Origin of the sequence: Gordonia gummivorans, assembly GCF_022513585.1 — a bacterium.
Taxonomy (GTDB): Bacteria; Actinomycetota; Actinomycetes; order Mycobacteriales; family Mycobacteriaceae; genus Gordonia.
In genome coordinates this window covers 44,028-69,748 of sequence record NZ_JAKWBF010000007.1, presented here as the reverse complement: position 1 = coordinate 69,748, position 25,721 = coordinate 44,028, and the positions used below count along the sequence as shown (strand labels likewise).

Below are 25,721 nucleotides of genomic sequence, written 5' to 3'. Positions count from 1 at the left end.
AATTGGAGAACGAAGGTGTTGCAGCACTCGCGTTCTCCAACTCAACTCGAGTTCTCGCAGCTCGAAGAGCCACACCCTGTGTCGCGTCGGCTCAACTGCGTACAGCACAGATTCTCCACCGAACACATGGTGTCCTCGGCACCTCCTTGACACGCTGCATTTCCCCAGTTCAGAGGGCTGTCACCGAACTCGTCGGATCAGCTCCCGTTGAGCGCGTCGACCCACGTCGGGATCATCGACACTCCCCAGGCGATCAGCCAGACGACCGCCACGACCGCGGCGAGCACCACGAGCCAGGCCAGCACACGGGCCACCGCGTTACCACTCTGGCCGATGAGGATCTTCACGAACTCGACGAAGATGTCGATCAACCGCACCAAAGTCATCATGTTGCAACGCCTTTCAGATCCCCGATGGTCATGTCCCCGACGGCCATGTCCCCGATCGTCATGTCATCGTGACGTTAGAGAACGTCAGAACGGGCCAGCACACGATGGAACCGAGGAAGGAGATCACCTTGTCGGTGGTGCTGTCGACGTCCGACAGATGCGACGTATGGGTCACGGTCCAGATGACGCCGACGATGAAGTAGGGAATGCCGATCAGGATCAGGGCGCCGATGAATTCCGACACCTTCATCTCGTGGTCGAGGACGCGACTGACGTAGCCCCACAACGAGGTCGGCGTCGTCCGGGTATCAGACAAGAGGCTTTCCTTTGCGAATCCGGCGACGCAGGTCGCGCATCACGATGTAGAAGCCGCCGAACCGAAGTGGTCGCGGCAGAAAGCGATTGACGAAACCGACGAACAGGAAGAGGTTGTCGTAGCGTCGCTGATCGATCGGCCGCCAGCGGAAGCCCAGCTTCTCGCGGAACAGGGGTGGCAGCGAACCTATCGTCAGGAACCGAAGCAGCCCACGTAACGGCAGGCCGAGTAGCGGATTGATCATGCGAAGGTCGACGAGGTCGTTGATGAATTTCGCCTGCTGCTCGTCGTAGCTGATCCGCTCGCACGCAACGTTCCAGTAGTGGTCGAAGTCTGCGCGGGTTGCCGGCCACATGTCGTCGGTCACCTGCAACGTCGTGGCCAGCGGACGTGCACTCTGATAGAACTTCTCGGCCTGCTCCGGATCCATGCGACCGTGCAGCAACTGGTGAGTGTCCTCGAAACCGATGAACAGGCATGCTGCGACCCACATCTGGAGTTCACGATCGAAGGCGTTGTACTTGACCGGCGACGACTCGGTGCTCCGGACCTGCCGATGGGCCCAGTTGATCGCCTCTGCGTAGGCCGCTCGTTCTTCGTCGGTCCCCAGGATGGCCACCGCCAGATACTGTTCGGTGGTTCGCAATCGCTTCCACGGATGCTTCATCAACGCGCCCGACTCGACCTTGGACTCCATCACGCCGTAGGCGACCTCCGGCCAGCCGAGTTGCATGGCGACGTTGGCCGCCGAACCGGCTGCGGCCCAAAAGTCGAACGCGTCTTCCAGGTGGCCACGCACAAAGTACTCGTCAGCGCGACGCTGCGGTGTTCTGACCGTGATCCGGGTCTGCTCCACAGAGAGATGCTCTGTCGCGGTCGTGAGGTCGGGCAGATACCTACTGCCCCCTGGTCTGCGTGCCACGCTTGTCATCTCGACCCCCATCGTTGCGTGCAAAACAATCTGAATACTGGTGTAGTCAGACCAACGTGCGCCTGTTCAGGGCTACTGTCAAGCAGTTCCGACGATCGGATGCGCAATTGGGGCCATTGGTCCCGAGGGAGTACTCGGACGCATGTACTCAGCCGGCCTGAGTAGAAGCACGCATGCAGCGACGATCCGGACGGGCGACAGTTTCTGTCATGACCAATGAGATTCCTCAGTCCGCGACGACCACCGCCTACTACATTCAGGCCGCCATCGCGTTCGGCGTCAGCCTCGGCGCCTCGATCATCGGCATCGCCTATCTCCCTCTCGACGCGTGGCAACGCGGCTTCCTCGCGATCACCCTGCTGTTCCTGACCTCCAGCACATTCACCCTCGCGAAGGTGGTCCGGGATCGTCAGGAGCAGACCAGTGTCCGCGCCCGCCTCGATGGGGCCCGCGTCGAGAAACTCATCGCCGAGCACGACCCTTTCAAGGGCGTCGCCTGAACGCCTGGTCAGCGCAGGGTCGCCGGGCGCACCACCATCACCGAACTCGCCCGGCGACCTTTCTCCTGGACAAGCGCGATGGCCCGTTGTGCGGGGTCGACGACCACGTAGACACCCTTGATGCCAATCGGATCCAGCCAGCGGCCCTGACTGATCGACTCCGCCTCGTCGTTGTCGATGTCGCGGCGCGGGAACGAGATCTTGACCGCCTCGTCGATGTCGAGGCTGACGTGCGGTCGCTCGGCGACCTGCTCGAGAGTCAACGCATGATCCAGCGTGAACGGTCCGACGGCCGTCCGTCGTAGTGCTGTCAGATGCCCGCCGACGCCGAGCGCAACGCCCAGATCCCTTGCCAGTGAACGGATGTAGGTACCCGCGGAGCAGTCGACCACGACATCGAGGTCGATGAACTCGCCCTCACGCCGGATCTCGACGACCTCGAAACGCGAGACGGTCACCGGGCGGGGGGCGAGATCGAAGTCGGCACCCGTGCGTACCAGGGCGTGGGCGCGCCGACCGTCGACCTTGATCGCACTGACCTTGGCCGGCACCTGCTGGATATCGCCGGTCAAGGTGGCGATCTGTGCCGTGATCTCGCCGTCGGTCACCGATGAGGCGTCTGCCGAGGAGATGACCTCACCCTCGCGGTCGTCGGTGGTGGTGGCCGCACCCAGCCGGATGGTCGCGGCGTACGACTTGGTGGTCAGCGACAGCAGGCCGAGAAGCTTTGTCGCACGCTCGATTCCGATGACGAGAACGCCGGTGGCCATCGGGTCGAGGGTGCCCGCGTGTCCCACGCGTCGAGTGTTGAAGATCTTGCGGCAGCGCGAGACCACATCGTGGCTGGTGATGCCCGCCGCCTTGTCGACGATAAGCAAACCGGCGTTCTCGATCGATGCGTCCGCCATGTCACACCAGCGCGATCGAGGTCATGATGAGGCCATCGTCGATCAGCCACCGACCCGGAAGTTCCAGCAACGGCGTTCCCCCGTCCGCCGCGGCGGGGTCGATGAGAATGCGTGTTCGGAAGGTGCCCGACGTCGCGTCGGCCTGTTCGAACGTGATGTGCGCATCCTCGAAACCGAGCCAGCGTCCGGTCACCGGAAACCATGCCTTGTAGGTGGCCTCCTTGGCGCAGAACAACAATCGGTCCCAGTGGAGGTCCGACGATCGCGTGGCGAGCACCGCACGTTCCTCGGGGAGACTCGTGTGATCGAGCACGCCGTCGGGCAGTCGATCATGGGGTTCGGCGTCGATCCCGAGCGATCGGACCTGCATCGAATAGGCAACCACCGCACCACGATATCCATCGCAGTGGGTCAGACTGCCGACCACGCCCGACGGCCACACCGGCGATCCCTTGTCTCCGCGCAGAATCGGCTCCGGACCGAAGCCCAACTGGCCCAACGCCTGTCGGGCGCAATGGCGCGCGGTGGTGAATTCACGACGACGCTTGTCGACCGCCTTGGCTACGAGACTGCGTTCGGCCGGCAACGGTTCGAGTCCGGGCGGATCCGAGAAGGCCTCGGCGGACGCGACTCCCGCGGGCACCAATCGTTCGATCACGAATACTGACTCCCTGCTCGTCGTGCGCGCCGCTCCTCGATCCGCCGCCGGAACTCGGCGGCGCGCTCAGCATAGTCGGGTGGGAGTTCGAACCGGGCACCGTGCTCGGGAAGGTCTTCGGGCCGCAGTCCCTCGTCGGGGATGATCTTGCGCAGCAACGGTTGCGGCAGCCCCCGACGCTTCCATTCGCGTGGGTAGCCGACGGACACCTCTTCGAACCGGATGTCGTCGTACCACGTGGTCCGCGGGATGTGCAGGTGCCCGTAGACGCAGCAGGCCGCATTGAAGAGGGTATGCCAGTCCGCGGTCAGTTCACTGCCGCACCACAGCGCGAATTCTGGGTACATCAGGGCGTCGGTGGGTTCGCGGCGCAGCGGCCAGTGGTTGATGAGGACCGTCTTCTCGGTGGGGTCGAGCGCTTCGAGCCGCGTGCGCGTCGCCTCGACGCGGGCACGTCCCCATGCGTCGCGCGTCGGGAACGGTTCCGGCGATAGTAGGAACTCGTCGGTGGCCACCACGTTGCGCTCGCGCGCCAGAGCGAGAGCGGTGAGTTTGTTCGCGGTGCCCTCGGGCCGGAAGGTGTAGTCGTAGAGCAGGAACATCGGCACCACCCGCACCGGTGGCGTCCCGTCGCCCGGGTCGAACAGCGGGTAGATGTCCTCGGGTGTCACGACGCCGAGGTCGCGGCACGCCTGCACGAGGTAGTCGTAGCGGGCCACGCCGAACACCTGGAGCGGATCTTTGGCAGTCGTGTAGAGCTCGTGATTACCGGGCACCCACACGACGGTGTGGAAACGGGTGCGCAGACGGCGGAGGGTGTCGACGATGTCGTCGGTGCGCTCGGCCACATCGCCGGCGACGATCAGCCAGTCGTCGGGTGAGGACGGCCGGATCTGGTCGACGATGTGCTCGTTACCCCGATGCGCGACGTGCAGATCGCTGATCGCCCACAGAGTTGCCACAAGGATCCATCGTGCCAGACCGAGTGGTACCGACGCCGCTCCGCACGCATCGATCCGCATCCGAGGGGCCGACGTGAGAAACTTCACCGGTGTCCTACGGCGTGAGCGACCCGACCTGGCGTCCGCCGACGCCCAAGCCTGGTTTTTCTGATCGCGGCCCGTGGCTGGTGCGCGGGATCATCAGCACGATCCTGCTGGTCGCACTCTTCATGGGATACGCACTCGGACTGCAGGTGGTCAGCGAGATGGAACCGGCGCCCGACTGGGGTTTCTGGTTCGTCGAAGCCGGCTTCTGGGTCGCCTTCGTCCTCGTCCTGCTGATCTGGGGCCGCAAGGTCGCCCAGCGCATTCTGTCCGCCGTGGTCGCGATGATCTTCGGCGCGGCCTACCTCGTGCTGGTCAGTCCGACCTTCCACCGCTGGCTCTTCGTCGACCTCGATCTCAGTGCTGATGACCTGGCCCGCATCGAACCGTGGGTGGCGAGGTCGATCTATGCGGCGCTCTACTGCGGATGCATCTTCGGGTGGACCATTGCCCGTCGACGCAGCGGATTCGCGTTCCTCGGCATCTTGATCGTCGGTCCGCTCATCGCCGTTGCTGCGTGGCAGATACCGAAGATCGACTGGACGGCAGACGCTCCGGCTGTTTTCTACCAGCAGTCCGCGGTCGACTTGGCCGTCGTGGTCGGTGGCATTCTCATTTTCTGTGTGGTCGACGCGTTCCGTCTGTTCGGCCGATCGTCCGACGGCCCAGGCACGACGCAGCCACCGGCCAACCAGTGGCAGTCGCAACCCACCCAGGCATTCGACCCCCACTATCAACAGCCCGCCTACCAGCAGACCCGCTACGACGATCGCAGGCCACCAGGCGCCTGGTGATCAGGCGGTCTCGGCACCCACGCGATGCCACCGCCCGGACCTGATGCGCCAGACCACCGTGGCGAGACGCACCAGCATGAACACCACCAGCCCCGACCAGATGCCGGCCAGGCCCCAGTCGAACACCAGCGACAGCCAGATCAGCGGGAGGAATCCGAGCAGTGCGCCGGCCAGCGTCGCCGTTCGCAGGAACGCGGCGTCGCCGCTGCCGAGCAGCACGCCGTCGAGCGCGAACACGACGCCGGCAATCGGCAGCATCGCGACGAAAAACCACCACGGCACGCCGATCGCGTCGAGAATCGCGGCGTCGGAGGTGAAGACGCGGGGAATGATCGACGCCCCCGCCGCGAACACGCCGGCGGCAAGCCCGGCGGCGACCAGCGATACCACGGTCACGCGTCGTGCGACCGATCCGGCGGCCCGCACACTGCCGGCACCGAGCGCCGCGCCGACGAGCGCCTGGGCGGCGATCGCGAGCGAGTCCAGGAACAGCGACATGAATTCCCACAGTTGCAACACCAACTGGTGAGCGGCGACCTGTGCGACACCGAAGCGTGCGGCGACCGCAGCGGCCGACAGAAAGCAGATCTGGAACGAGAGACTGCGCACGATCAGGTCGCGGGCCATCACCAATTGCTTGACGATCACCGGCCACCGCGGCCGCAACGCCGACCACGCGGAATCCGTTGTGCCGCCGATGCTCTCGCGCACGATGCGGACCGTGAACAGTAGACCGGTCAGCGATTGGCCGACGACGTTGGCCACCGCGCTGCCGGGCAGACCCAGTCGCGGAAAGGGTCCGACGCCGTGCACCAGGCCGACGACGAGTACCGCGGCCACCGACAGCCCGACCGCCACGTAGATCACCGGGCGACGGGTGTCCTGGACGCCGCGCATCCATCCGTTGCCCGCCATCGACAGCAAGATCAGTGGCACGCCGAAGACAGCGATCCGCACCCACCCGGCGGCGTCGTCGGCCACGACAGCGGCATCCGGCGACGATGAGCCGACCAGCGCTCGCAGCACCATCGGAGCCAGCGGATAGGCAACCGCGACGATGGCGACGCCGACCCCGAGTGCAATCCAACTCGCTTGCACACCTTCGACAATCGCGCCCGGACGGTCGCCCGCACCGAATCGTCGGGCCGATCGGGCAGTCGTTCCGTAGGACAGGAACGTGAGCTGGGTACTGATGATGGAGAGCACCAGGGTGGCCACGGCCAGCGCGGCGAGTTCGTCACCGCCGAGTCGTCCCACAACGGCCAGGTCGAGCAGCAGGTAGAGGGGTGGCGCGATCAGCACGGCCAGCGCCGAGACCGTCAATGTGGCGATCCGCCGCACGCCCGCGTCGCCGATGTCGGTCAGAGCGACGTCACCAATCGGGCGACCACTTCCGCGGCTGTCCCCTCGTCGCTGTATCCGGACGCCTGGCGATGACCACCACCGCCGTGTGCGCGCGCAATCGGCACGAGGTCGACGATGTCCTTGGAGCGCAACGACACCGTCCACTTCCCGGGCTCGATCTCCTTGAACACCGCGGCCACCTCCGCCTCGCCGGCGGTCCGCACGATATCGATCACGCTCTCGGACTCCGACCAGCTCATCCCGGCCAGCGCCTGCTGATCCACCACGGCGTACACGAGACCTTCGCCGTTGCAGGCGTCCGGTTCCAGCCGAGCCGACCCCAGCACCTCCGACATCATGGTGAACCACACGAACGGGTGCGTGTCGAACAGAGCCCGGCTCCACTTACGGGCGTCGACACCCATGTCCAGCAGCCGTGCCGCGACCCGGAACGACTCCGGCCGAGCCCACTTGAACGACCCGGTGTCGGTCGTCAGACCTGCATACAGGCAGGTGGCGATGTCCTCGTCGAGTTCGACGTGCAGTTCGTCGAGGACCTGCAGCACCAGCAGCGCCGTGCAATCGGCGTGCGGGTCGATGAAGTCGAGGTCGCCGAAACCCGTATTCGACGCGTGATGGTCGATCGTGATCGACCGCTCCGCCGCACGGAACGACGCTTCCAGCGCCTCGAGCCGATCGGCCGTGGCCGCGTCCACGGACACGGTCACCGGATGCCCGTGCACGTCAACGGCGTCGACGAGCAGCTTGCTGCCGGGCAGGCGACCGAGGACTGCCGGCAGCTGCTCGCCGCCGGGATAGGAGACCTCGACCTCGACACCCAGACGGTCGAGCGCGAGCCCGAGCGCCAGGCCGCTACCGATCGTGTCGGCATCCGGGCGCACGTGACACAGGATCGTCACCGCCTTCGCTGCGGCGAGTTCGGCGGCGATCTCCGCGGGCGAAGAAGGACTCACTCGTGGGTACCCTCTTCGTCGGGGGTGCGGTACGGATCGGCATCGCCGGCCGGGCGGGCGTCGCGCGCCTGCCGGGCGACGAGTTCATCGTTGGCGCGCGCCCGTGCGACCAGTTCCTCCATCTGCCGCGCCGCGTCGGGCACGGTGTCGAGGACAAATCGCAGGGTCGGCGTGAAACGAACGCCGGTTCCGGCACCGACCTTGGACCGCAGGACACCGGTCGCCTTCGCGAGCCCCGCCGCCGCACCGTCGAAATCGGGTTCGACGTCCAGGGATTCGCCCATCACCGTGTAGTACAGGGTCGCGTCATGCAGGTCTCCCGATACACGCGCATCGGTGATCGTCACGTAAGCCAGTCTCGGGTCCTTGATCTCGTGCGCGATCGCAGACGCCACGATCGACGAGATCCGCTTGGCCAAGCGCTGTGCCCGTGCCGGGTCAGCCATCTCCAGTCCTCCCTCGCGGTGTGAAAAAAGGTACTCCCCTTCCCGATTCGGCACCGCGTTGCGGTCCGTTCGGGAAGGGGAGCAGGTCATGCGTCAGTCGCGTGCCTTCTCCTGCAGCTCATACGACTCGATGACGTCGCCGACCTTGATGTCCGAGTACGTCAGCGTGAGACCGCATTCGTAACCGTCGCGGACCTCGGTCACATCGTCCTTCTCCCGCTTGAGCGAGGCGATGGTGAGGTTCTCGGCGATGACGATGTTGTCACGCAGCAAGCGCGCCTTGGCGTTGCGCCGGACGATGCCCGACTGCACCAGACAGCCGGCGATGTTGCCGACCTTCGACGACTTGAAGATCGCGCGGATCTCGGCGCGGCCGAGCTCCACCTCTTCGTAGATCGGCTTGAGCATGCCCTTGAGCGCGCTCTCCACCTCGTCGATGGCCTGGTAGATCACCGAGTAGTACCGGATCTCGACGCCCTCACGGTTGGCCAGCTCGGTGGCCTTGCCCTCCGCGCGGACGTTGAAGCCGATGATGATGGCATCCGAGGCCGCCGCCAGGTTGACGTCGGTTTCGGTGACACCACCGACACCGCGACCGATGACGCGCAACTGCACCTCGTCGTCGATCTCGATACCGAGAAGCGCCTCTTCGAGGGCCTCGACGGTACCGGCGTTGTCGCCCTTGAGGATCAGGTTCAGCTGACTGGTTTCCTTCAGCGCCGAATCCAGGTCCTCGAGGCTGATCCGCTTGCGGCTGCGTGCGGCCAGCGCGTTGCGCTTGCGCGCATTGCGGCGGTCGGCGATCTGCCGAGCGGTGCGGTCCTCTTCGACGACGAGCAGGTTGTCACCCGCGCCGGGCACCGACGTGAAGCCGATGACCTGAACCGGGCGCGACGGCAGTGCCTCGGGCACGTCCTCGCCGTGCTCGTCGACCATGCGTCGGACGCGCCCGTAGGCGTCGCCCGCGACGATCGAGTCGCCGACCTTGAGCGTTCCGCGCTGCACGAGCACGGTCGCCACCGGACCGCGACCGCGGTCGAGGTGCGCCTCGATGGCGACGCCCTGGGCGTCCATGTCCGGGTTGGCACGCAGATCCAGCGATGCATCTGCGGTCAGCAACACGGCCTCGAGCAGAGCGTCGATGTTGGTGCCCTGCTTGGCAGAGATGTCGACGAACATCGCCTCGCCGCCGTACTCCTCGGGAATGAGGCCGTACTCGGTGAGCTGACCGCGGATCTTCGACGGGTCGGCGCCTTCCTTGTCGATCTTGTTGACCGCCACCACGATCGGCACGTCGGCCGCCTGCGCGTGGTTGATCGCCTCCACCGTCTGCGGCATGACGCCGTCGTCGGCGGCGACCACCAGGATCGCGATGTCGGTGCTCTTGGCACCGCGGGCACGCATGGCGGTGAACGCCTCGTGACCCGGGGTGTCGATGAACGTGATCAGGCGGTCGTCACCGTTGAGGTGGGTGTTGACCTGGTAGGCACCGATGTGCTGGGTGATACCACCGGCCTCGCCCTCGCGGACGCTGGCATTTCGGATGGTGTCGAGCAGTCGGGTCTTACCGTGGTCGACGTGGCCCATGACGGTGACCACCGGCGGGCGCTGTTCGAGATCCTCGTCGTCGCCCTCGTCCTCGCCGTAGGTGAGGTCGAAGCTCTCGAGGAGTTCGCGATCCTCGTCCTCGGGGCTGACCACCTGCACGGTGTAGTTCATCTCCGAGCCGAGCAGCTCCAGCGTCTCGTCATTCACCGACTCGGTGGCCGTGACCATCTCGCCGAGGTTGAACAACGCCTGGACCAGCGATGCCGGATTGGCGTCGATCTTGTCGGCGAAGTCCGACAGCGACGCACCGCGAGCGAGACGGATGGTCTCGCCGTTGCCGCGGGGCAGCCGAACGCCACCGACGGCCGGTGCCTGCATGTTCTCGTACTCGGCGCGTTTCGCCCGCTTCGACTTGCGACCCTTGCGCGGGGCCCCACCGGGGCGTCCGAAGGCACCAGCAGCGCCACCGCGACCGCGGCCACCGCCGCCGCCACCCGGACGTCCGCGGAAGCCACCACCGGGAGGACCACCGGGAGCACCGGTCGGCGCACCGCCACCGCCGCGGTAGCCGCCACCACCGCCGGCGCCGCCACGGCCACCGCCCGGACCGCCACGGCCGGGACGACCGGCGTCGGGGCGACCGGCGCGACTGGGCATCGCACCCGGATTCGGGCGCGGGGGCATGCTGCCGGGACTCGGACGGGGTCCGCCCTGGCCGGGAGCCGGACGGCCCCCGCCGGGACGCGGACCACCCTGACCGGGAGCGGGACGACCGCCGCCCGGACGCGGACCACCCTGACCGGGGCCGGGGCGCGGAGCCACCGGACGCGGCGCGGGGGCCGGAGCAGACGAGTACGGGTTGTTGCCGACGCGAGGCGCACGCGGTCCCGGCTTGGGACCGGGACGCGGACCCGGTGTCGCAGACCCCGGCTTGGTCGAACCCTGTTGGGCCGGTGCGGACTGCGCCGATCCCGACTGGGCGGCCGGTGCGGCAGGCTTCGCCGAGGCCGCCGGGGCACTCGGAGTGGGCGCGGGGGCCTGTGCTGCTGCGGGGGCCGGTGCCGACGCCGCAGGAGCGGGAGTGGCCTCGGCCACGGGGGCCGGCTTGGCAGCTCCTGGCTTGGGTCCCGGCGCGGGCGCCGGACGAGACGGCGCACCCGGCTTGGGAGCGCCGTTGGCACGGGGGCCGGGCTTGGCGCCCGACGATGCGGACGGCTTTGCGCCACCGTCCTTGGCGGATCCCCCGTCGCTACCGGGGAAGGATTCACGCAGTCGACGGGCCACGGGGGCCTCAACGGTCGACGACGCCGATTTGACGAATTCGCCCTGCTCCTTCAGCCGCTCGAGCACTTGCTTGCTCGTCACGCCGAGTTCCTTGGCCAATTCATGCACGCGGGCTTTGCCTGGCACTGCTCTCCTCACTTGGAGGCCGAGCGGCTTGCCCGCCACGGCCTCGATTTATGTCCGATACATGCTCATCGTGGGGACTTCACGGGGTGCTCATGTCTTCTGCTACCTGTTCCGGCTCCGGAGAGCCTTGTGTGTCGATGACCGCACCGAGCTGTTCGGTGAGGTCCGCCGGGTCCACAGCCAGGCCGCGTACCCGAAGTGCCGGTGCGAACGCCCTACGTCGCATCGCTGCGGACAAACAGTCCGCCCGCGGATGCAACCAAGCGCCCCGACCCGGCATGGTCTTCGCTCGATCGACGACGATCACCGGCGACCCGTCGCGTACAGCCACGACGACCCGAGCCAGTTCTGAAGCCTCTGCCCGCTGCCGGCATCCGATACACGTTCGGACGGGCCTGCGGCGAGCGGAACGATCACGTCGGCCTCCGTTGGACGGAACCGACGACTTTCGCTGAACCATCGATCAGTCTAGCGCGAACCTGTCGCTCCAGGACAACTGGCCGTCACCGACCCTGTCCCGGGTCGCCCTCGGCGTCGGCATCCGACCGGATGTCGATGCGCCAGCCGGTGAGGCGGGCGGCGAGTCGGGCGTTCTGTCCTTCCTTGCCGATGGCGAGCGACAGCTGATAGTCCGGCACCACCACCCGCGCCGCCTTGGCGGCCGCATCGACGACGTTGACCGAGACAACCTTCGCGGGCGACAGTGCATTCCCGACGAAGACGGCGGGATCGGTGTCGAAATCGATGATGTCGATCTTCTCGCCGGCGAGTTCGCTCATCACGTTGCGCACTCGCTGACCCATCGGGCCGATGCAGGCTCCCTTGGCGTTGAGTCCGGCGACCCCGGTGTGCACCGCGATCTTGGACCGGTGACCCGCCTCCCGCGCGACCGCGACGATCTCCACCGACCCGTCCTCGATCTCGGGAACCTCCAGCGAGAAGAGTTTGCGCACCAGGTTGGGGTGTGTCCTCGACAAGGTGATCTGGGGGCCACGCGGTCCGCGCGAGACCCCGACCACGTAGCACTTGATGCGCTCGCCGTGGACGTACGACTCGCCCGGGACCTGTTCGGCAGGCGGGATCACGCCCTCGGTGCTGTTGGCGTCGCTGCCGATCTGCACGATCACCATCCCGCGCGCATTCGCCCGGGCATCCTGTTGGACCACCCCGCCGACGATCTCACCCTCGTGGGTGACCAGGTCACCGAAATTCTTCTCGTTCTCCGCGTCACGAAGACGCTGGAGGATGACCTGCCGCGCCGTCGTGGCGGCGATCCGGCCGAAGCCTTCGGGGGTGTCGTCCCATTCGTGGACGACGTCGCCGTTCTCATCGAGCTCCTGCGCCATCACGCGCACCGCGCCGGTCTTGCGGTTCACGTCGATCCGCGCGTGCGGCGCAAATCCCTCGGTGTGGCGATAGGCCGTCAGCAACGCGGTCTCGATGGCCGTGATGACGGTGTCGATCGAGATCCCTTTGTCGGCCTCGATCATGCGGAGGGCGTTGATGTCGATGTTCATGCGGGCTGCGCTCCTATTCATTTGTTCTGTGTTCACTTGTCTGGACTGTTCACTTGTCTGCTGCGCGGACCCTGGCCTCGATCTCGGCGGTGTCGAGGCCACACATTTCCAGTTCGGCAACGCTCGGGCGGCTGAAATCGACCTGCACGACCGCCTTGGTTATGGAGTTGAGATCAACGGTCGCGACGTCGAGCCGACCCTTGCGGTTGACGACGATCGACACCTGGTCGTCGGTGATCGGTCCGACGCGGCCGGCGATCGTCGCCTTCCCGCCATCGGAACCGCTGTCGACGACGACCTTGCGCCCACGGGCGCGGCGCCAATGCCGCGGCAGGGTCAGCGGGCGATCCACTCCGGGGGAGGTGACCTCCAACGTGAAGGGGGTGTCGGCGAGGTCCGGTGCGGCATCGAGTACCTCGCCGATCTCGTTGCTCAGTTCGGCGAGCACATCGAGGTCGCTGCCGCCGTCGCGGTCGACCACAATCGAAAATTCCTCTTGCCCGTCCCGGGTGCGGACCACCGCGTCCTCGAGGTCGAAACCCCGATCCGTGACCAGCTTTTCGACGAGTTCGCGCAACCCCGCTGAACCGATCGGCATCGCACTCTCCTCGTCTTCACTTGTCGTGTCTGGCGGGTGGATCGACGCGGCCGCACCGCGATCGTGGCGGCGTTCGCGCGCACCTGCCTGTCACATCGTAATGGATTCACCCGGCGCCCCATGCCATCGCCCGACTGGCATCATGTGTCGGGTGAGCCCATCAGTGAGTCGACGGTCCGTGCTGCGTGGCGGACTCGCCGTGACCGCCGGAGTGACACTGGCCGGCGTGTCCGCGTGCGGCGACGAAGGCCCGTCCGCCGAGCAGCTGACCGCCGAGGCGCTCCTACCGTTGGCGCGAACCGCGCAGGACGATTCGGATACCGCCCGCACGCTCATCCCGGCGCACGCGGATTACGCCGCAGCACTGGCGGTGGTGGCCGATCAGCGCGCGGCGCACGGGCTGGCCTTGAGGGAGGAGATCACCCGCCTGCATCGCGACACCGCAAAGCAACTCGAGGCCGCCGCGTCCTCGTCGACCACATCGGTGGCACCCACGCCCGGCAGCCCCGCGGTCACCTCCGTCGACGGATTTCGGGGGCAACTGCGACTCTCGGCTCGCCAGGCCCATGACGCCGCGATCGTCCGCAGCGGCTACCCCGCCGGCCTGGCCGGTTCGGTCGCCGCGTCCGTGAACGCGATGGTCGAGGTGCAGTTGGCATGAGCAGCACCATCGATGCACTGGTGGCGGCGGCCAACGCGGAGAACGCGGCCATCTTCACCTACGGGGTGATCAGCGCCTACGTGTCGTCGGCCCGACGCGCGGAGATCAGCGACCAGCTCGCCGCCCACCGTGCGCAACGCGACGGGGTGAATGCCGCCATCAGCGCCGCCGGCGGCACCCCTCCGGAAGCGGCGTCCGGCTACACGCTGCCGGTCCAGGTCAGCAACCCGGTGACCGCGGCACGCGCGGCCCTCGCTGCCGAAACAGACTGTGCCACTGCCTATCGTGTGGTTCTCGAACAATCCGAATCGGATGTCGCGCGCCGGATCGGCGTCGACGGACTCACCGCATCGGCGCTCGACATCAGCTACTGGCGACGCGCGTTGGCGATCAAGCCGGTCACGGTGACCTTCCCCGGCAGTCCCACGTAGTTCACAGGGTGGTGGACTCCGTCGGTCAGCCGCGGACGGCAGCCACCACGGCGTCGACGGCGCCGTCGACTGCGACCTCGGTGGTCTCTCCGGTGAAACGATCGCGAATTTCGATGGTGCCGTTGGCGTATCCGCGGCCCACCACCACCACGGTCGGCATGCCGAGTAGTTCGGCGTCCTTGAACTTCACTCCCGGGGACGCCTTGCGGTCGTCGAGCAGGACCGACACCCCGACTGCGTCGAGATCCTCGGCGAGTTCGTTCGCACCGGCGATGGCTGCCTCGTCCTTGTTGGCGATCACGAGATGCACGCCGAACGGCGCCACCTCGCGGGGCCAGCGAAGCCCCTTGTCGTCGTGGCACTGCTCGGCGATGACCGCGACGAGACGGGAGACGCCGACGCCGTAGGAACCCATCGTCAGGCGGACGGGCTTGCCGCTCTCGCCAAGCACGTCGACCTCGAAGGCGTCGGTGTACTTCTGACCCAACTGGAAGATGTGCCCGATCTCGATGCCCTTGGCCGACACCAGCGGCCCCTTGCCGTCTGGTGACGGATCGCCGTCGCGCACCTCGGCGGCCTCGATGGTGCCGTCGGCGACGAAGTCGCGGCCCGCGACCAGGTTCACCACATGCTTGCCGGGCTCGTCGGCGCCGGTGATCCACCTGGTGCCGTCCACCACCCGCGGGTCTACCAGGTAGCGAACACCGTTGGCCTGCAGTCCCTTCGGACCGATGTAACCCTTCACCAGGAACGGGTTGGCGGCGAAGTCTGCGTCGGTGAGCAATTCGACCTCGGCCGGTTCGAGCGACGCTTCCAGACGCTTGAAATCGACCTCCCGGTCTCCGGGGACCCCCACGCCGAGCAGTTCCCAGTCGCCGCCCGGCTCCCGCGTCTTCACCAGCACGTTCTTGAGGGTGTCGGCGCCCGTGAAGGTACCTTCGAGTGCTTCGTTGGCCCACGCGACAAGGGTGTCGATGGTCGGGGTGTCACCGGTGTCGTGCGCCACCGCTGCAGGTGCGTCGTCGAACGGGATCGCTTCGGGTGCGGGCGTGATGACCGCCTCCACGTTGGCCGCGTAGCCCGATTCGATGCAACGGACGTAGGTGTCCTCGCCGACCTCGCTCTCGGCCAGGAACTCTTCCGAGGCGCTACCGCCCATCGCGCCGGACGTCGCGGCGACGATGACGTACTTGACTGCCAGCCGCGCGAAGATCCGCTGGTAGGCGTCGCGGTGCGCGATGTAGGCGGCCTTGAGACCGTCGTCGTCGAGGTCGAAGGAGTACGAATCCTTCATCACGAACTCACGCCCGCGCAGAATGCCGGCGCGCGGCCGTTCCTCGTCGCGGTATTTGGTCTGGATCTGATAGAGGATCACCGGCAGATCCTTGTACGAGGAGTACTCGCCCCGGACCAGCTGCGCGAACAGCTCCTCGTGGGTGGGCCCGAGCAGCATGTCGGCGCCCTTGCGATCCTTCAGCCGGAACAACGCGTCGCCGTACTCGGTCCAGCGGCCGGTGGTCTCGTAGGGGTCGCGCGGCAAGAGCGCGGGAAGCAGGATCTCCTGCGCGCCGATGTTGTCCATCTCCTCGCGGACCACGTTCTCCACGGCCTTGAGGACGCGCACGCCGAGCGGCAGCCAGCTGTATACGCCGGGCGCGGCGCGACGGACGTATCCGGCGCGGACGAGGAGCTTGTGGCTGGGCACCTCGGCGTCGGCCGGATCGTCGCGCAGGGTTCGCAGGAACAGGGTCGACATGCGTGTGATCACGGCCCCGAGTTTAGTTAGGGTGTGGCGGTGCTCGTCATCCTGCCTCCCTCCGAGACCAAATCCGACGGCGGCGCCGGCGCGCCGCTCGACCTCGACACCCTCGCCTTCCCCGAGCTCAATCCGATTCGCAAGCGGATCGGCGAGGCACTCGTCGCTCTCTCGTCGGACCTTGACGCGAGCCGACGAGCACTCGGGCTCGGGGCGACACAGCTCGCCGAGGCCGATCGCAACGCCGACCTCTGGCTCTCCCCTACCCGGCCGGCCATCGAGCGGTACACGGGCGTTCTCTACGACGCACTCGATCACCGGTCGCTGACGCGCGCGGGCAAGACGAAGGCGGCCGATCGGCTTGCGATCGGTTCGGCTCTGTTCGGTGTCATGCGCAGCTCGGACATGATCCCGGCGTACCGCCTGTCCGGTGGGTCGAAGCTTCCGGGCATGAGAACGCTGGCCGCCGAATGGAAGCCAGACCTGTCCGACGCACTCGACGCCGTCGACGACTTCGTCGTCGACCTGCGGTCTGGGGTGTATCAGCAACTTGGCCCGGTGCGCGGCGCGGTGACCGCGACCGTGGTCACCGAAGCCGCAGACGGATCACGAAAAGTGGTGAGCCACTTCAACAAGCACTACAAGGGACTCGTCGCACGTGAGCTGGTGCGCACGCGGCGAAACCTCCGCGACGTGAACGCACTCGCCGCGGTGCTGGCAGACGCCGGTCAGCGAGTCGAGATCGCCAACGCACTCGAGATCGTCGTGATCACCGACTGAGTGTTCGGATCAGCGCCGCGGCCGGCACCCGCGACAACCGGAGCCGAATCGGAGAACGCGAGTGCTGCAGCACTCGCGTTCTCCAACAGGACACAGAGTGTCAGGCGCGACTCCTCGACAGGCTGTATTTCCCCCAGTTCAGAGCGGTGGTCACCGAGCTCGTCGGATCAATCGAATTCGAAGCGAGTGGCGCCACCTGGCTCGACCGTCTGCAGCACGGTCGCTCCGGTGATCGTCACCTTGTACACCCGCCACGGTGGCGGTCCCGCCGACGGCGCGCTGAAGTCGGCAGTCAATGCGATACCGCTGTCATCGACCCGACATGGCCAGTCGACCGCCCACAATGCCGCCATCTCGGCGACCACTTCGGGGTCATCGACGATAGCGGCCGTGCCCTTCAGGACGACGTCGAATTCCTGCGTGGCCAACGACAAGGTGCAGCGCGGATCCCGAGCCACGTTGCGCCCCTTGCGCGTCGATGCGCCCGTCTCGAACCACAGCGCGCCGTGTTGCCAGAGCGCACCGACGCCGGTGACGTGCGGGCTGCCGTCGGCGTTGATGGTGGCGAGCCACCACGTGTGCCGATCGGGACCGCTGGTTCCCGGTACCTGGTCGACTCCACGATCGAGTGTTTGCGCGACGGGCTCCCAGCTGAGGGTGTCGACCTCATACAGTTCGGCGAGATTTGTGGCCTTCATACGGGTTCTGACCCGTTCGGTCGACGACAGTCATCGGTCCACGCGCCGCTATCCTCGACGCAATGCTGGTGTGGATCAACGGAGCCTTCGGCGCAGGTAAAACCCAGACTGCCTTCGAACTGCATCGGAGGCTGCCCGACTCGCACGTCGCCGACCCCGAGCTGATCGGTTACGGCATCCACAGGATGCTGCCGCCCGCCGCGCGAAACGACTTCCAGGATCGACCTCAGTGGCGCACGGCCGTCGCCGCAACCCTCGCCGACGCCGTCGACGCTTCAGACGGCCCGGTGATCGTGCCCATGACCCTTGTCGTACCCGCGTATTTCGATGAGATCATGGACGGACTGCACTCCCGTGGTATCGACGCCCGACACTTCGCGCTGTGCCCACGACCGGAGACCCTGCGGCGTCGGCTCCGGCAGCGCAGCGGGTATGCGTTGGGACGGGTCGTCGGCCGCTCCGAGACCTGGGCGATGGCACAGATCGATCGTTGCGTCACGGCGCTGTCCTCGGAACGCTTCGCACACCACATCTCCAACGACGACCTCAATGTCGATCAGGTCGTGGAGTTGATCGCCGAGAAGCTCGGCGTCGAACTCTCGGGTGAGCGGCTATCGGCCGCGCGGTATCAAGTCCGCCGTCTCACCGTCGGAGCTCGCCACATCCGGTTCTGAATCGGGCTCGGGCTCGATCGGATCCGAACTTCCACCGATACGGCGCGGACTGACGATCGCGAGCACCACTGCGCCGACGAGCACGACGATTCCCATGACGAGGCAGGCCGACGCAACGGCGCTGTCGAAGGCCGCGGTGGCCTGCACCCGAATAGATTCGGCCAGAACAGGATTCATCGGTCCGATCTTGTCGGCGACGACGAGTGCCTCGGCCAGGGTGCGCGACACCGGCGCCGCGATGTCGTCACCGCCGGGCACGGAGGCGAGTTGGTCGAGCAACGGCGCGAGATGGTGTGCATATCCGGACGCCACCACACTTCCGGCCACCGCGATGCCGATGGCGGCGCCGAGCTCACGGCCGGTGTCGTTGACGGCCGACCCGACGCCCTGCGACTCGGCGGGTGTGTTGGACATGATCGCGGTGGTCGGTGGTGCGGTCGCAAACCCTTGGCCGAAGGCAACCACCATGGTCATCGGCAGCACCCCGAGGTAGGTCGGATAGTCGATGACACCCATCAACACCATGCCGAGTCCCGTCAGCGCGTTACCCAAGACGAGCACGTACCGAAGATTGACGCGCACGGCGAGCCACGCGCTGACCGGTGACATCACCATCAGCACTGCGACGATCGGCAGCATCGCCGTCGCCGCCATCAACGCCGACATGCCGATGCTCAGCTGAAGTTGCTGCAACAGAACGAAGAAGATGCCCAGCGATGCGAAGAACTGCAGGACCACACACAGGAAACCCGCCGAGAACGCGCGATTCACGAACAGGCGCATGTCGAGCAACGGGTTCGACGATCTCAACTCCGCGATCACGAACACCACGCCGAGCAGTACGCCGCCCACGAGGCACCCGATTACCAGGACCGAATCCCATCCGTGCCCGGGCGCCTCGAGAAGTCCGACGACGAACAGCGCAACACCGGCCGGTGCGAGCAGCGATCCCACGACGTCGAACCTGCCGGGATGCTCGTCGCGCGAGGTGCCGATGGTCATGGCCAGGAAGGTGAGTAGCGCAGCGAAACCACCGAGCACGAGCAGGATCGACTGCCAGTCGAAGAACTCCAGTAGGAGCCCGGACAGGAAGAATCCCGCCAGTCCCGACGCGCCGGCCACCGCGGCCCATATGGCCACCGCCATGTGCCGACGATCCGCGGGCATGTGCGAGGTCAACAGCGACAGCGTCGCCGGCATGATCAGGGCTGCAGCGACTCCACACAGCGCTCGCGACGCGATGAGTTCCCACGGTCCGTCCAGGACCACGGCCACCAGTGAGCCCACGGCAAACAAGGCAAGTCCCACGATCATGACGCCGCGTCTGCCGCGTCGGTCGCCGATCGCACCCGCCGGGAGCAACAGCGCGGCGAGTGCCACCGTGTAGGCATCCACCAGCCAGGTGAGTTGCGACGACGTGGTCTGTATGTCGGCCGCGATGTAGGGCAATGCGAGATTCAGCGCGGTCATCGCTGCCATCACCAACCCGAGCGCCGAGCAGACCACGATCACCAACCAGGTCGCCGACGCTCGCGGAGCCCAACCCACCTCCGGGAACGGCGCCTTCTTGACCACGCTTGTCGTCACACTCGTCATCGATGCCCCTCCCAAACGAGACGATGCGTCTCGTCTCGCTCCCACGGTAGGTCATCATCTCGCACCGAGTGAGGGATTCGCCTCGATACGATGACCGGGTGAGCGTTGGCCATGTCTCGGAGCACGATCCGGTACCGGTGCGTCGACGCAGCGAACGGTCGCGCCTGGCGATCCTCGAGGCCACCCGGGCACAGCTCATGGAGCGCGGCTTCGACGGCCTGACCATCGAGGGCGTCGCAGCGGCTGCCGGTGTCGGGAAGCAGACCATCTATCGCTGGTGGCGCAACCGCACCGCACTGGTCGCCGATGTGCTCGCCGACGAAGCGGCAGCCATCTCCCCCGAGATCCCGTTCAGCGGCGGGCTCATCGAGGACCTGACGGCGTGGACAGGCCGCGTCGCCGACATCCTTGCCACCGAGCAGGGTCGCGCGATCGTTCGCACGTTGTCGGCAGCAGGTCTCGAGGATGCCGCAACCGAGGAGCGGTTCAAGGCCAGTCTGAGCGAACCCATGCGCGAGAAGATTCGGGCGCGATTTGCCGCCGCCGACTCGCCCGTCGGGGCCGCAGCCGCCGAATCGGCGATGGATGCGATCGTCGGCGGCATGCTGTTCGCCGTGTTGCTCGACGGCGCGGATTTCCGACGCGAACGTGCCGAGTTGCTCGCGCAGATCGTCGTCACCGGAGCTGTGTCTCTCGCGGACTGAACAGCGGCGGGGAAATCAGTCCTCTGGATCGACCGACATGCCGGCGTCAGCGGCTTCCTGAGCGGCCTGCCCCTCGGCGACTTCCTCCGGCGTGAACCGCATGAACAGCACGACGATTGCGGCAAGTACTGCGATCCCCGCGCAGCACGCGAACGCGAGCCCGTACCCGTCGGCCTGGGCGGCCAGTTGCACCGGATTCATGGCCTCCACCGGACCGGTGGTACCGCCCTGCGACAGCGCACGCGACGTCACCATCGCACCGACCGCGACCAGACCGATCGCGCCGCCGAGGTTCTGCGCGACCTGGGCGAGCGCGGTCAGCGGGCCGATCTCGTTCGGTCCCACGCCCGCCACGACCGACAGTGTCAACGGGATCACGGCGAGGCCCACACCGAAACCGATCGTCACGACCGGCAGTCCGATGCTCGGGAAGTAGTCGGGCATGTCGGTGGCGATCGACGATGCGTACAAGCAGCCGAACAGGATCACCGCGCCACCGGCAAGCACGAGCCACCGCGGCTGGATCATCAACGACAGCTTCGACGCGAACGCCGCCGCAATCCCGAGCCCCAAGGCGAACGGCACCACGGCCAGACCGCTCTGGATCGGCGAGTACTTCAGGATTCCCTGCAGATAGAGGGAGATGAACACCGCCATACACATCATGATCATGCTGGCCAACAGGATCGCGACCAGGGCGGCCACGCGGCTCGTGTTGTCGAACAGCACGAACGGCAGGATCGGGTTGGCCGCCCGACGCTCCACGACGATGAACGCGGCCAGGGCCAGCGCACCCAGAACGAACGAACCGACGACGATTGGTCGGGTCCAGCCGTTGGGCCCCTCATTGACCGCGAGTACCAGCAGGGTGCAGCCCAGCGTTCCGAGCACCGCACCCGGCACGTCGAGCGCCAGCCGCTCTCCCTGCGATTCGCGGAGCACGAAGACTGCGCCGATCGCTACGAGAAGTCCGATCGGGACGTTGATCAGGAACACCAATCGCCACGACAGTTCGGTGAGCACGCCGCCGAGAATCAATCCGGCCACCGACCCGAGACCGGTCATCGCCGCATAGATGGCGAAGGCCTGGCTCCGGGCCTTGCCGGGTGCGAAGGTGGTGGCGACCAAGGCCATCGCCGTGGGTGCCGCGATCGCCGCAGACGCACCCTGCAGTGCACGCCCGATCACCAGGCTCGGCTCATTCCACGCCAACCCGCACAGCAGGGAGGTCAGGGTGAACAGTGTGACGCCGACGATGAACATCCGTTTGCGGCCGAATGCGTCACCAAGCCTCCCGCCGAGCAGCATCAGGCCGCCGAAGGCGAGGACATAGCTGGTGATAATCCAGTTGGCGCTCGATTCCGAGAGCGACAGCGAGTCCCGGATCCGCGGCAGCGCCAACGCGGCCACCGTGCCGTCGAGCACCATCAGGAGCTGCATACCCGACAGGACGAGGATCGCGGGGCCGAAGACACGACGGTATTCCGGTTGCGCCGTGGGCGTCTGATGCCACGTTCCGGAAGTCGCCATAACGGACGACGCTACCGCCCGATGGGCGTCATATGCCAATCCCCATTGGTCTGGTCGATTGTCCTACCGCGACAACTAGACCGCTCCTTCGGTGAATCCGGCGACATCCCCGACGATGACGATTGCGGGCGGTCGGAGCCCTTCGGCGGCCGCCACCGCACCCGCACCCGCCAGGTCGGTGCGCAGCACCCGCTGCGTCGGCAGCGACCCGTTCTCGATCATCGCGACCGGTGTCGTCGCAGGCCGTCCGCCGGCCAGTAGTGCGTCGGCGAACACCTCGACGCGTTCGACGGCCATCATCAGGACGAGGGTGCCGCGCAGCTTGGCCATCGCCGACCAGTCGATCAGTGAGTCCGGATGTCCCGGCGGGACGTGCCCGGAGGCGATGACGACCTCGTGGGTCACCCCACGATGGGTGACCGGGATACCGGCCGCGGCCGGTGCCGCGATCGAACTGCTGATACCGGGTACGACCGTCACCGGTACGCCCGCGTCGACACAGGCCTGCAGTTCCTCGAAACCTCGGCCATAGACATAGGGGTCGCCGCCTTTGAGGCGGACGACGAACTTCCCTTCACGGGCCTTGGCGACCAGGACGTCGTTGATGGCCTCTTGCTTCATCGCTCGGCCGTAGGGCACCTTGGCCGCGTCGATGATCTCGACCTGTGGCCCGAGCGCCGCGAGTAGTTCGGCGGGCGCGAGGCGGTCGGCGACCACCACGTCGGCCTCCATCAGCAGACGTTGACCACGGACGGTGATGAGGTCGGGGTCGCCCGGACCACCTCCGACCAGCGCGACGCCGGCCGGGTGCGGAGCGTCGTCGTCGACGGTCAGGGACCCGTCGGCGAGCGCTTTCGAGATGGCGGCCCGCAACGCCGCCGACAACCTGTGGTCGCCACTGGCGAGCACACCGAAATGCACGTCTCGATGGCGGCCCGACGCGGGCGTGACGGCGGTGCCGAACCGGGCGTCGTCGGCCCGTACGCAGAAGGTATGACGCTGTTCGGCCTCGGCGACCACGGCCGCATTCACGGCGGGATCGTCGGTACAGGCCATCGCGTACCAGGCACCGTCGAGGTCACCGGCGACGTAGGCGCGACGGTGCACCGTGACACCCGGGTAGGACTCCACGGCAGGCGTCGGATCGATGGCGATGATGTGCACGTCGGCACCCGCCGACACCAGATTGGGCAGACGTCGCTGGGCCACTGATCCACCGCCGACGACCACCACCTTGCGGCCGGTGAGGTCGAGTCCGACGAGGTAGTGGGTGCGGATCTCGTCGTCACCTGTCACAGGATGGTCGTGGGTGTCGGGCATGGCAGGAGATCCTACCGACGACCACCCCTCAGAGCGGGAGCTCCCCGGTCCGGCGGATGTGTGCCCACACGTCGGCGACGGGGACACCGAGCCGATGCGCCGACGATTCCAGCATCGCACCGAGCAGCAGCGAACTGCAGTACTCGCCCGCACTCGGGTCGTCGGCCCGGGCCCGGATCTCGTTCCACCACGTCGGGTTGTGGTCGGCAGCTGCCTCCGCCATGGCGATGGCGGTGTCGAATCCCGCGAGCACCGGGGTGGAATCCGCGATGGGTTCTCCACCGGCCGGCTGTTCGCAGCTGCCACAGCAGCCCGCGCACCCCGGGCCCTCGGGCAGGTCGGCGAGCACCTGGATGTTCAACGGCTCCATGATCGTCATGCCAGTCCCTTCGCGCGCTGCCGCTCGAGTGCGCGCTCGCGCGCGGCCTCGAACTTCTCCACCTTCACGTTCATCTGCTCGAGGAAGTCGGCGAGCAACTCGCGGTAGTGCTCACCGAGGGGACCGAAGTCGTCACGTTCAAAGATCCGCCACTTGCGCAGGACTGGCATCACGACCTCCGAAAGGTGTTGCGGCAGATCATAGATGCCGCCCTTGGCGATCAGAACCGCGTTGCGGCGGAAGTTCGGCATGGTGGCGCCGGGCATCTGGAAGTTCGAGACGATCCCGTAGATCGCGGCCATCGTCTGATCGGGCACCAGGTCGAGCGCGCCGGCGACGATGTTGCGATAGAAGAGCATGTGCAGGTTCTCGTCGGCCGCGACCCGCTGCAGCATGCGGTCGGCGATCGGATCACCGCAGGCCTTGCCGGTGTTGCGGTGCGACACCCGGGTGGCCAGCTCCTGGAAGCTCACATAGCTGACGGCGTAGAGCATGTCGAAGCTGTGGTCGCGCTGACCGTCGTCCTCGGGCAGCGGGTTGAAGCCCGACGTCATGTGCTGCATGCGGATCTCTTCGAGCTCCACCGGGTCCACTCCGCGCGTGACCACGAGGTAGTCGCGCATCACCGTGGAATGGCGCATCTCCTCCGCGGTCCACCGACCGACCCACCATCCCCACGCGTCGTCGAGGCTGAAGTTGTCGGCGATCACGCGGTGATACGACGGCAGGTTGTCCTCGGTGAGCAGGTTGGTGATCATCGCGGCCTTCGCCACGTCGGACAGCTTGGACTGCTCGGGATCCCAGTCGTCGCCGCCCAGGGCGGCGAAGTTGCGGCCCTCGTCCCACGGCACGTAGTCGTGCGGATGCCAGTCCTTGGTCATCTTCATGTGTCGCTCGACCTCGGTCTCGCACACCGGGAGCAATTCCCGGAGGAGGTCCGAGCCGGTCATTCCGGAATCGTTGAGCTCGGGTGATCCGATGAGGATGGTCACGTGCACTCCTGATCTGATGAGTTGCCTGATTCGGGTAGCTATCACTCTGCGGTGTGAAAGGTGGTGCGATCGTGGGCCCAAAGTCCCGAACCGACCGGGACCGACGTCGCGAGTTTGGCCACCGACTCCGGTAAATTCGGGGCCATGCCTGATGACAGCTCCCCAGGCCCTGACAGGCCCGTGCGCGCGTACCTCGTCGACGACCACGAACTCGTTCGACGCGGCCTGCGTGATCTGCTCGGCACCACCGGCGACATAAAGGTGGTCGGCGAGGCGGCATCCGTCCGCGAGGCGCTGGTCGGCATCTTGGCGACCAAGCCGGATGTCGCCGTGCTCGACGTCCGCCTGCCCGACGGCAACGGCGTCGAACTGTGCCGCGACGTCCGGGCCGCCGAACCGTCGATCCACTGTCTGATGCTGACCAGCTACGCCGACGACGACGCCCTGCTCGCCGCGGTCCTCGCCGGCGCGTCGGGCTTCGTGCTCAAGCAGATCCTCGGCAACAACCTGGTGGCCGCAGTCCGCACCGTCGGACGCGGCGGTTCGCTGCTCGACGATCGCAGTACCGCCGCACTTCTCGCCAAATTGCGCAACGGCAAGGAAAAGCACGATCCGCTCGCCGAACTGACCGCGCAAGAACGCGAAGTGTTCAACCTCATCGGCGAGGGCATGACCAACCGCCAGATCGCCGGGAAGATGTTCCTGGCGGAGAAGACGATCAAGAACTACGTCTCACGCATCCTGGCCAAACTCGACATGCAGCGGCGCACCCAGGTCGCGGTGATGGCCACCAAGTTGCGCGACGGGAAGCTCTGAGGCAC

The 25,721-nt window shown here is 66.7% G+C and carries 28 protein-coding genes; 8 read left to right on the top strand and 20 right to left on the bottom strand.

What is annotated here, in order from left to right; translation table 11 throughout:
* Positions 1-197: 197 nt before the first annotated feature.
* Genes MKW15_RS07320 through MKW15_RS07310 form a run of 3 tightly spaced genes read right to left on the bottom strand, consistent with a single transcriptional unit; the run spans position 198 to position 1,636 of the window.
* Positions 198-389 carry a hypothetical protein gene (locus MKW15_RS07320; protein ID WP_240856927.1) on the bottom strand — a complete coding sequence of 64 codons (192 nt, stop codon included), beginning with the start codon at positions 387-389 and terminating at the stop codon, positions 198-200.
* Positions 390-447: 58 nt separating this feature from the next.
* A complete protein-coding gene (locus MKW15_RS07315; RefSeq protein ID WP_374246688.1) occupies positions 448-639 on the bottom strand; it encodes a hypothetical protein in 192 nt (63 codons plus the stop codon).
* A gap of 58 nt (positions 640-697) precedes the next feature.
* Positions 698-1,636 (bottom strand): oxygenase MpaB family protein, encoded by a 939-nt coding sequence (locus tag MKW15_RS07310; protein WP_240856926.1) that lies wholly within the window; start codon positions 1,634-1,636, stop codon positions 698-700.
* Positions 1,637-1,845: 209 nt separating this feature from the next.
* On the opposite strand from MKW15_RS07310, the gene MKW15_RS07305 reads away from it, so the two are divergent.
* Entirely contained in the window at positions 1,846-2,136 is a 291-nt protein-coding gene (locus MKW15_RS07305) for a YiaA/YiaB family inner membrane protein (protein WP_240856925.1), read from the top strand.
* Between the two features lie 8 nt (positions 2,137-2,144).
* On the opposite strand, the gene truB is transcribed toward MKW15_RS07305, so the two are convergent.
* From truB to MKW15_RS07290, 3 genes are read right to left on the bottom strand one after another with little or no spacing between them, the layout of a single operon-like run.
* On the bottom strand, positions 2,145-3,044 hold the full coding sequence (truB, locus tag MKW15_RS07300) for a tRNA pseudouridine(55) synthase TruB (RefSeq protein WP_240856924.1): 900 nt from the start codon (positions 3,042-3,044) through the stop codon (positions 2,145-2,147).
* A 1-nt stretch (position 3,045) separates the two neighbouring features.
* Entirely contained in the window at positions 3,046-3,702 is a 657-nt protein-coding gene (locus MKW15_RS07295) for a 4'-phosphopantetheinyl transferase family protein (RefSeq protein ID WP_240856923.1), read from the bottom strand.
* On the bottom strand, positions 3,699-4,664 hold the full coding sequence (locus tag MKW15_RS07290) for a metallophosphoesterase family protein (protein ID WP_240857032.1): 966 nt from the start codon (positions 4,662-4,664) through the stop codon (positions 3,699-3,701). The genes MKW15_RS07295 and MKW15_RS07290 overlap by 4 nt, the downstream gene beginning before the upstream one ends.
* Positions 4,665-4,765: 101 nt before the next feature.
* Here MKW15_RS07290 and MKW15_RS07285 point away from each other — a divergent pair, with 101 nt between their 5' ends.
* Entirely contained in the window at positions 4,766-5,542 is a 777-nt protein-coding gene (locus tag MKW15_RS07285; protein ID WP_240856922.1) for a hypothetical protein, read from the top strand.
* Here the strand turns inward: MKW15_RS07285 and MKW15_RS07280 are convergent, their stop codons facing one another.
* The 7 genes from MKW15_RS07280 to rimP form a co-directional block, all read right to left on the bottom strand.
* Positions 5,543-6,922, bottom strand: coding sequence for an MATE family efflux transporter (locus MKW15_RS07280; RefSeq protein ID WP_374246686.1), 1,380 nt, complete (start codon positions 6,920-6,922; stop codon positions 5,543-5,545).
* Positions 6,904-7,860: a DHH family phosphoesterase gene (locus MKW15_RS07275; RefSeq protein WP_240856921.1), complete on the bottom strand. Its 957-nt coding sequence runs from the start codon at positions 7,858-7,860 to the stop codon at positions 6,904-6,906. The genes MKW15_RS07280 and MKW15_RS07275 overlap by 19 nt, the downstream gene beginning before the upstream one ends.
* Positions 7,857-8,306, bottom strand: a complete 450-nt coding sequence (rbfA, locus tag MKW15_RS07270) for a 30S ribosome-binding factor RbfA (protein WP_240856920.1) — start codon at positions 8,304-8,306, stop codon at positions 7,857-7,859. The genes MKW15_RS07275 and rbfA overlap by 4 nt, the downstream gene beginning before the upstream one ends.
* A 93-nt stretch (positions 8,307-8,399) precedes the next feature.
* Entirely contained in the window at positions 8,400-11,264 is a 2,865-nt protein-coding gene (gene infB, locus MKW15_RS07265) for a translation initiation factor IF-2 (protein ID WP_240856919.1), read from the bottom strand.
* 79 nt (positions 11,265-11,343) lie between these two features.
* Positions 11,344-11,724 (bottom strand): YlxR family protein, encoded by a 381-nt coding sequence (locus MKW15_RS07260; protein ID WP_240856918.1) that lies wholly within the window; start codon positions 11,722-11,724, stop codon positions 11,344-11,346.
* Positions 11,725-11,767: 43 nt separating this feature from the next.
* Positions 11,768-12,781 (bottom strand): transcription termination factor NusA, encoded by a 1,014-nt coding sequence (nusA, locus tag MKW15_RS07255; RefSeq protein WP_240856917.1) that lies wholly within the window; start codon positions 12,779-12,781, stop codon positions 11,768-11,770.
* 49 nt (positions 12,782-12,830) lie between these two features.
* Positions 12,831-13,379: a ribosome maturation factor RimP gene (gene rimP / locus MKW15_RS07250; RefSeq protein WP_240856916.1), complete on the bottom strand. Its 549-nt coding sequence runs from the start codon at positions 13,377-13,379 to the stop codon at positions 12,831-12,833.
* A gap of 142 nt (positions 13,380-13,521) precedes the next feature.
* Between rimP and MKW15_RS07245 the strand changes: the two genes are divergently transcribed.
* Both MKW15_RS07245 and MKW15_RS07240 read left to right on the top strand, forming a co-directional pair.
* Positions 13,522-14,040 (top strand): twin-arginine translocation signal domain-containing protein, encoded by a 519-nt coding sequence (locus tag MKW15_RS07245; RefSeq protein WP_240856915.1) that lies wholly within the window; start codon positions 13,522-13,524, stop codon positions 14,038-14,040.
* A complete protein-coding gene (locus MKW15_RS07240; RefSeq protein WP_240856914.1) occupies positions 14,037-14,471 on the top strand; it encodes a ferritin-like domain-containing protein in 435 nt (144 codons plus the stop codon). Before MKW15_RS07245 ends, MKW15_RS07240 begins: the two co-directional genes overlap by 4 nt.
* Positions 14,472-14,496: 25 nt before the next feature.
* Here MKW15_RS07240 and MKW15_RS07235 read toward each other — a convergent pair whose 3' ends face one another.
* Positions 14,497-16,227 (bottom strand): proline--tRNA ligase, encoded by a 1,731-nt coding sequence (locus MKW15_RS07235; protein ID WP_240857030.1) that lies wholly within the window; start codon positions 16,225-16,227, stop codon positions 14,497-14,499.
* Positions 16,228-16,266: 39 nt separating this feature from the next.
* Between MKW15_RS07235 and yaaA the strand changes: the two genes are divergently transcribed.
* Positions 16,267-17,007 (top strand): peroxide stress protein YaaA, encoded by a 741-nt coding sequence (gene yaaA, locus MKW15_RS07230; protein WP_240857029.1) that lies wholly within the window; start codon positions 16,267-16,269, stop codon positions 17,005-17,007.
* Between the two features lie 167 nt (positions 17,008-17,174).
* Here yaaA and MKW15_RS07225 read toward each other — a convergent pair whose 3' ends face one another.
* Positions 17,175-17,705, bottom strand: a complete 531-nt coding sequence (locus tag MKW15_RS07225; protein WP_240856913.1) for a pyridoxamine 5'-phosphate oxidase family protein — start codon at positions 17,703-17,705, stop codon at positions 17,175-17,177.
* 62 nt (positions 17,706-17,767) lie between these two features.
* Here MKW15_RS07225 and MKW15_RS07220 point away from each other — a divergent pair, with 62 nt between their 5' ends.
* A complete protein-coding gene (locus MKW15_RS07220; RefSeq protein WP_240856912.1) occupies positions 17,768-18,379 on the top strand; it encodes an AAA family ATPase in 612 nt (203 codons plus the stop codon).
* On the opposite strand, the gene MKW15_RS07215 is transcribed toward MKW15_RS07220, so the two are convergent.
* Positions 18,317-19,975: an MFS transporter gene (locus MKW15_RS07215; protein WP_240856911.1), complete on the bottom strand. Its 1,659-nt coding sequence runs from the start codon at positions 19,973-19,975 to the stop codon at positions 18,317-18,319. The two genes, MKW15_RS07220 and MKW15_RS07215, sit on opposite strands and share 63 nt — an antisense overlap.
* A 98-nt stretch (positions 19,976-20,073) precedes the next feature.
* Here MKW15_RS07215 and MKW15_RS07210 point away from each other — a divergent pair, with 98 nt between their 5' ends.
* Positions 20,074-20,679 carry a TetR/AcrR family transcriptional regulator gene (locus tag MKW15_RS07210; protein WP_240856910.1) on the top strand — a complete coding sequence of 202 codons (606 nt, stop codon included), beginning with the start codon at positions 20,074-20,076 and terminating at the stop codon, positions 20,677-20,679.
* Between the two features lie 15 nt (positions 20,680-20,694).
* On the opposite strand, the gene MKW15_RS07205 is transcribed toward MKW15_RS07210, so the two are convergent.
* The 4 genes from MKW15_RS07205 to MKW15_RS07190 all read right to left on the bottom strand — a co-directional run bounded on the left by MKW15_RS07205 (position 20,695) and on the right by MKW15_RS07190 (position 24,900).
* Complete coding sequence (locus MKW15_RS07205) at positions 20,695-22,209, bottom strand: DHA2 family efflux MFS transporter permease subunit (protein ID WP_240856909.1); 1,515 nt, start codon at positions 22,207-22,209, stop codon at positions 20,695-20,697.
* A gap of 75 nt (positions 22,210-22,284) precedes the next feature.
* Positions 22,285-23,529 (bottom strand): uroporphyrinogen-III C-methyltransferase, encoded by a 1,245-nt coding sequence (cobA, locus tag MKW15_RS07200; protein ID WP_240856908.1) that lies wholly within the window; start codon positions 23,527-23,529, stop codon positions 22,285-22,287.
* 28 nt (positions 23,530-23,557) lie between these two features.
* Positions 23,558-23,908: a hypothetical protein gene (locus tag MKW15_RS07195; protein ID WP_240856907.1), complete on the bottom strand. Its 351-nt coding sequence runs from the start codon at positions 23,906-23,908 to the stop codon at positions 23,558-23,560.
* On the bottom strand, positions 23,905-24,900 hold the full coding sequence (locus tag MKW15_RS07190; RefSeq protein WP_240856906.1) for an acyl-ACP desaturase: 996 nt from the start codon (positions 24,898-24,900) through the stop codon (positions 23,905-23,907). The genes MKW15_RS07195 and MKW15_RS07190 overlap by 4 nt, the downstream gene beginning before the upstream one ends.
* 144 nt (positions 24,901-25,044) lie before the next feature.
* Here MKW15_RS07190 and MKW15_RS07185 point away from each other — a divergent pair, with 144 nt between their 5' ends.
* Complete coding sequence (locus MKW15_RS07185) at positions 25,045-25,716, top strand: response regulator transcription factor (RefSeq protein WP_240856905.1); 672 nt, start codon at positions 25,045-25,047, stop codon at positions 25,714-25,716.
* Positions 25,717-25,721: the final 5 nt, after the last annotated feature.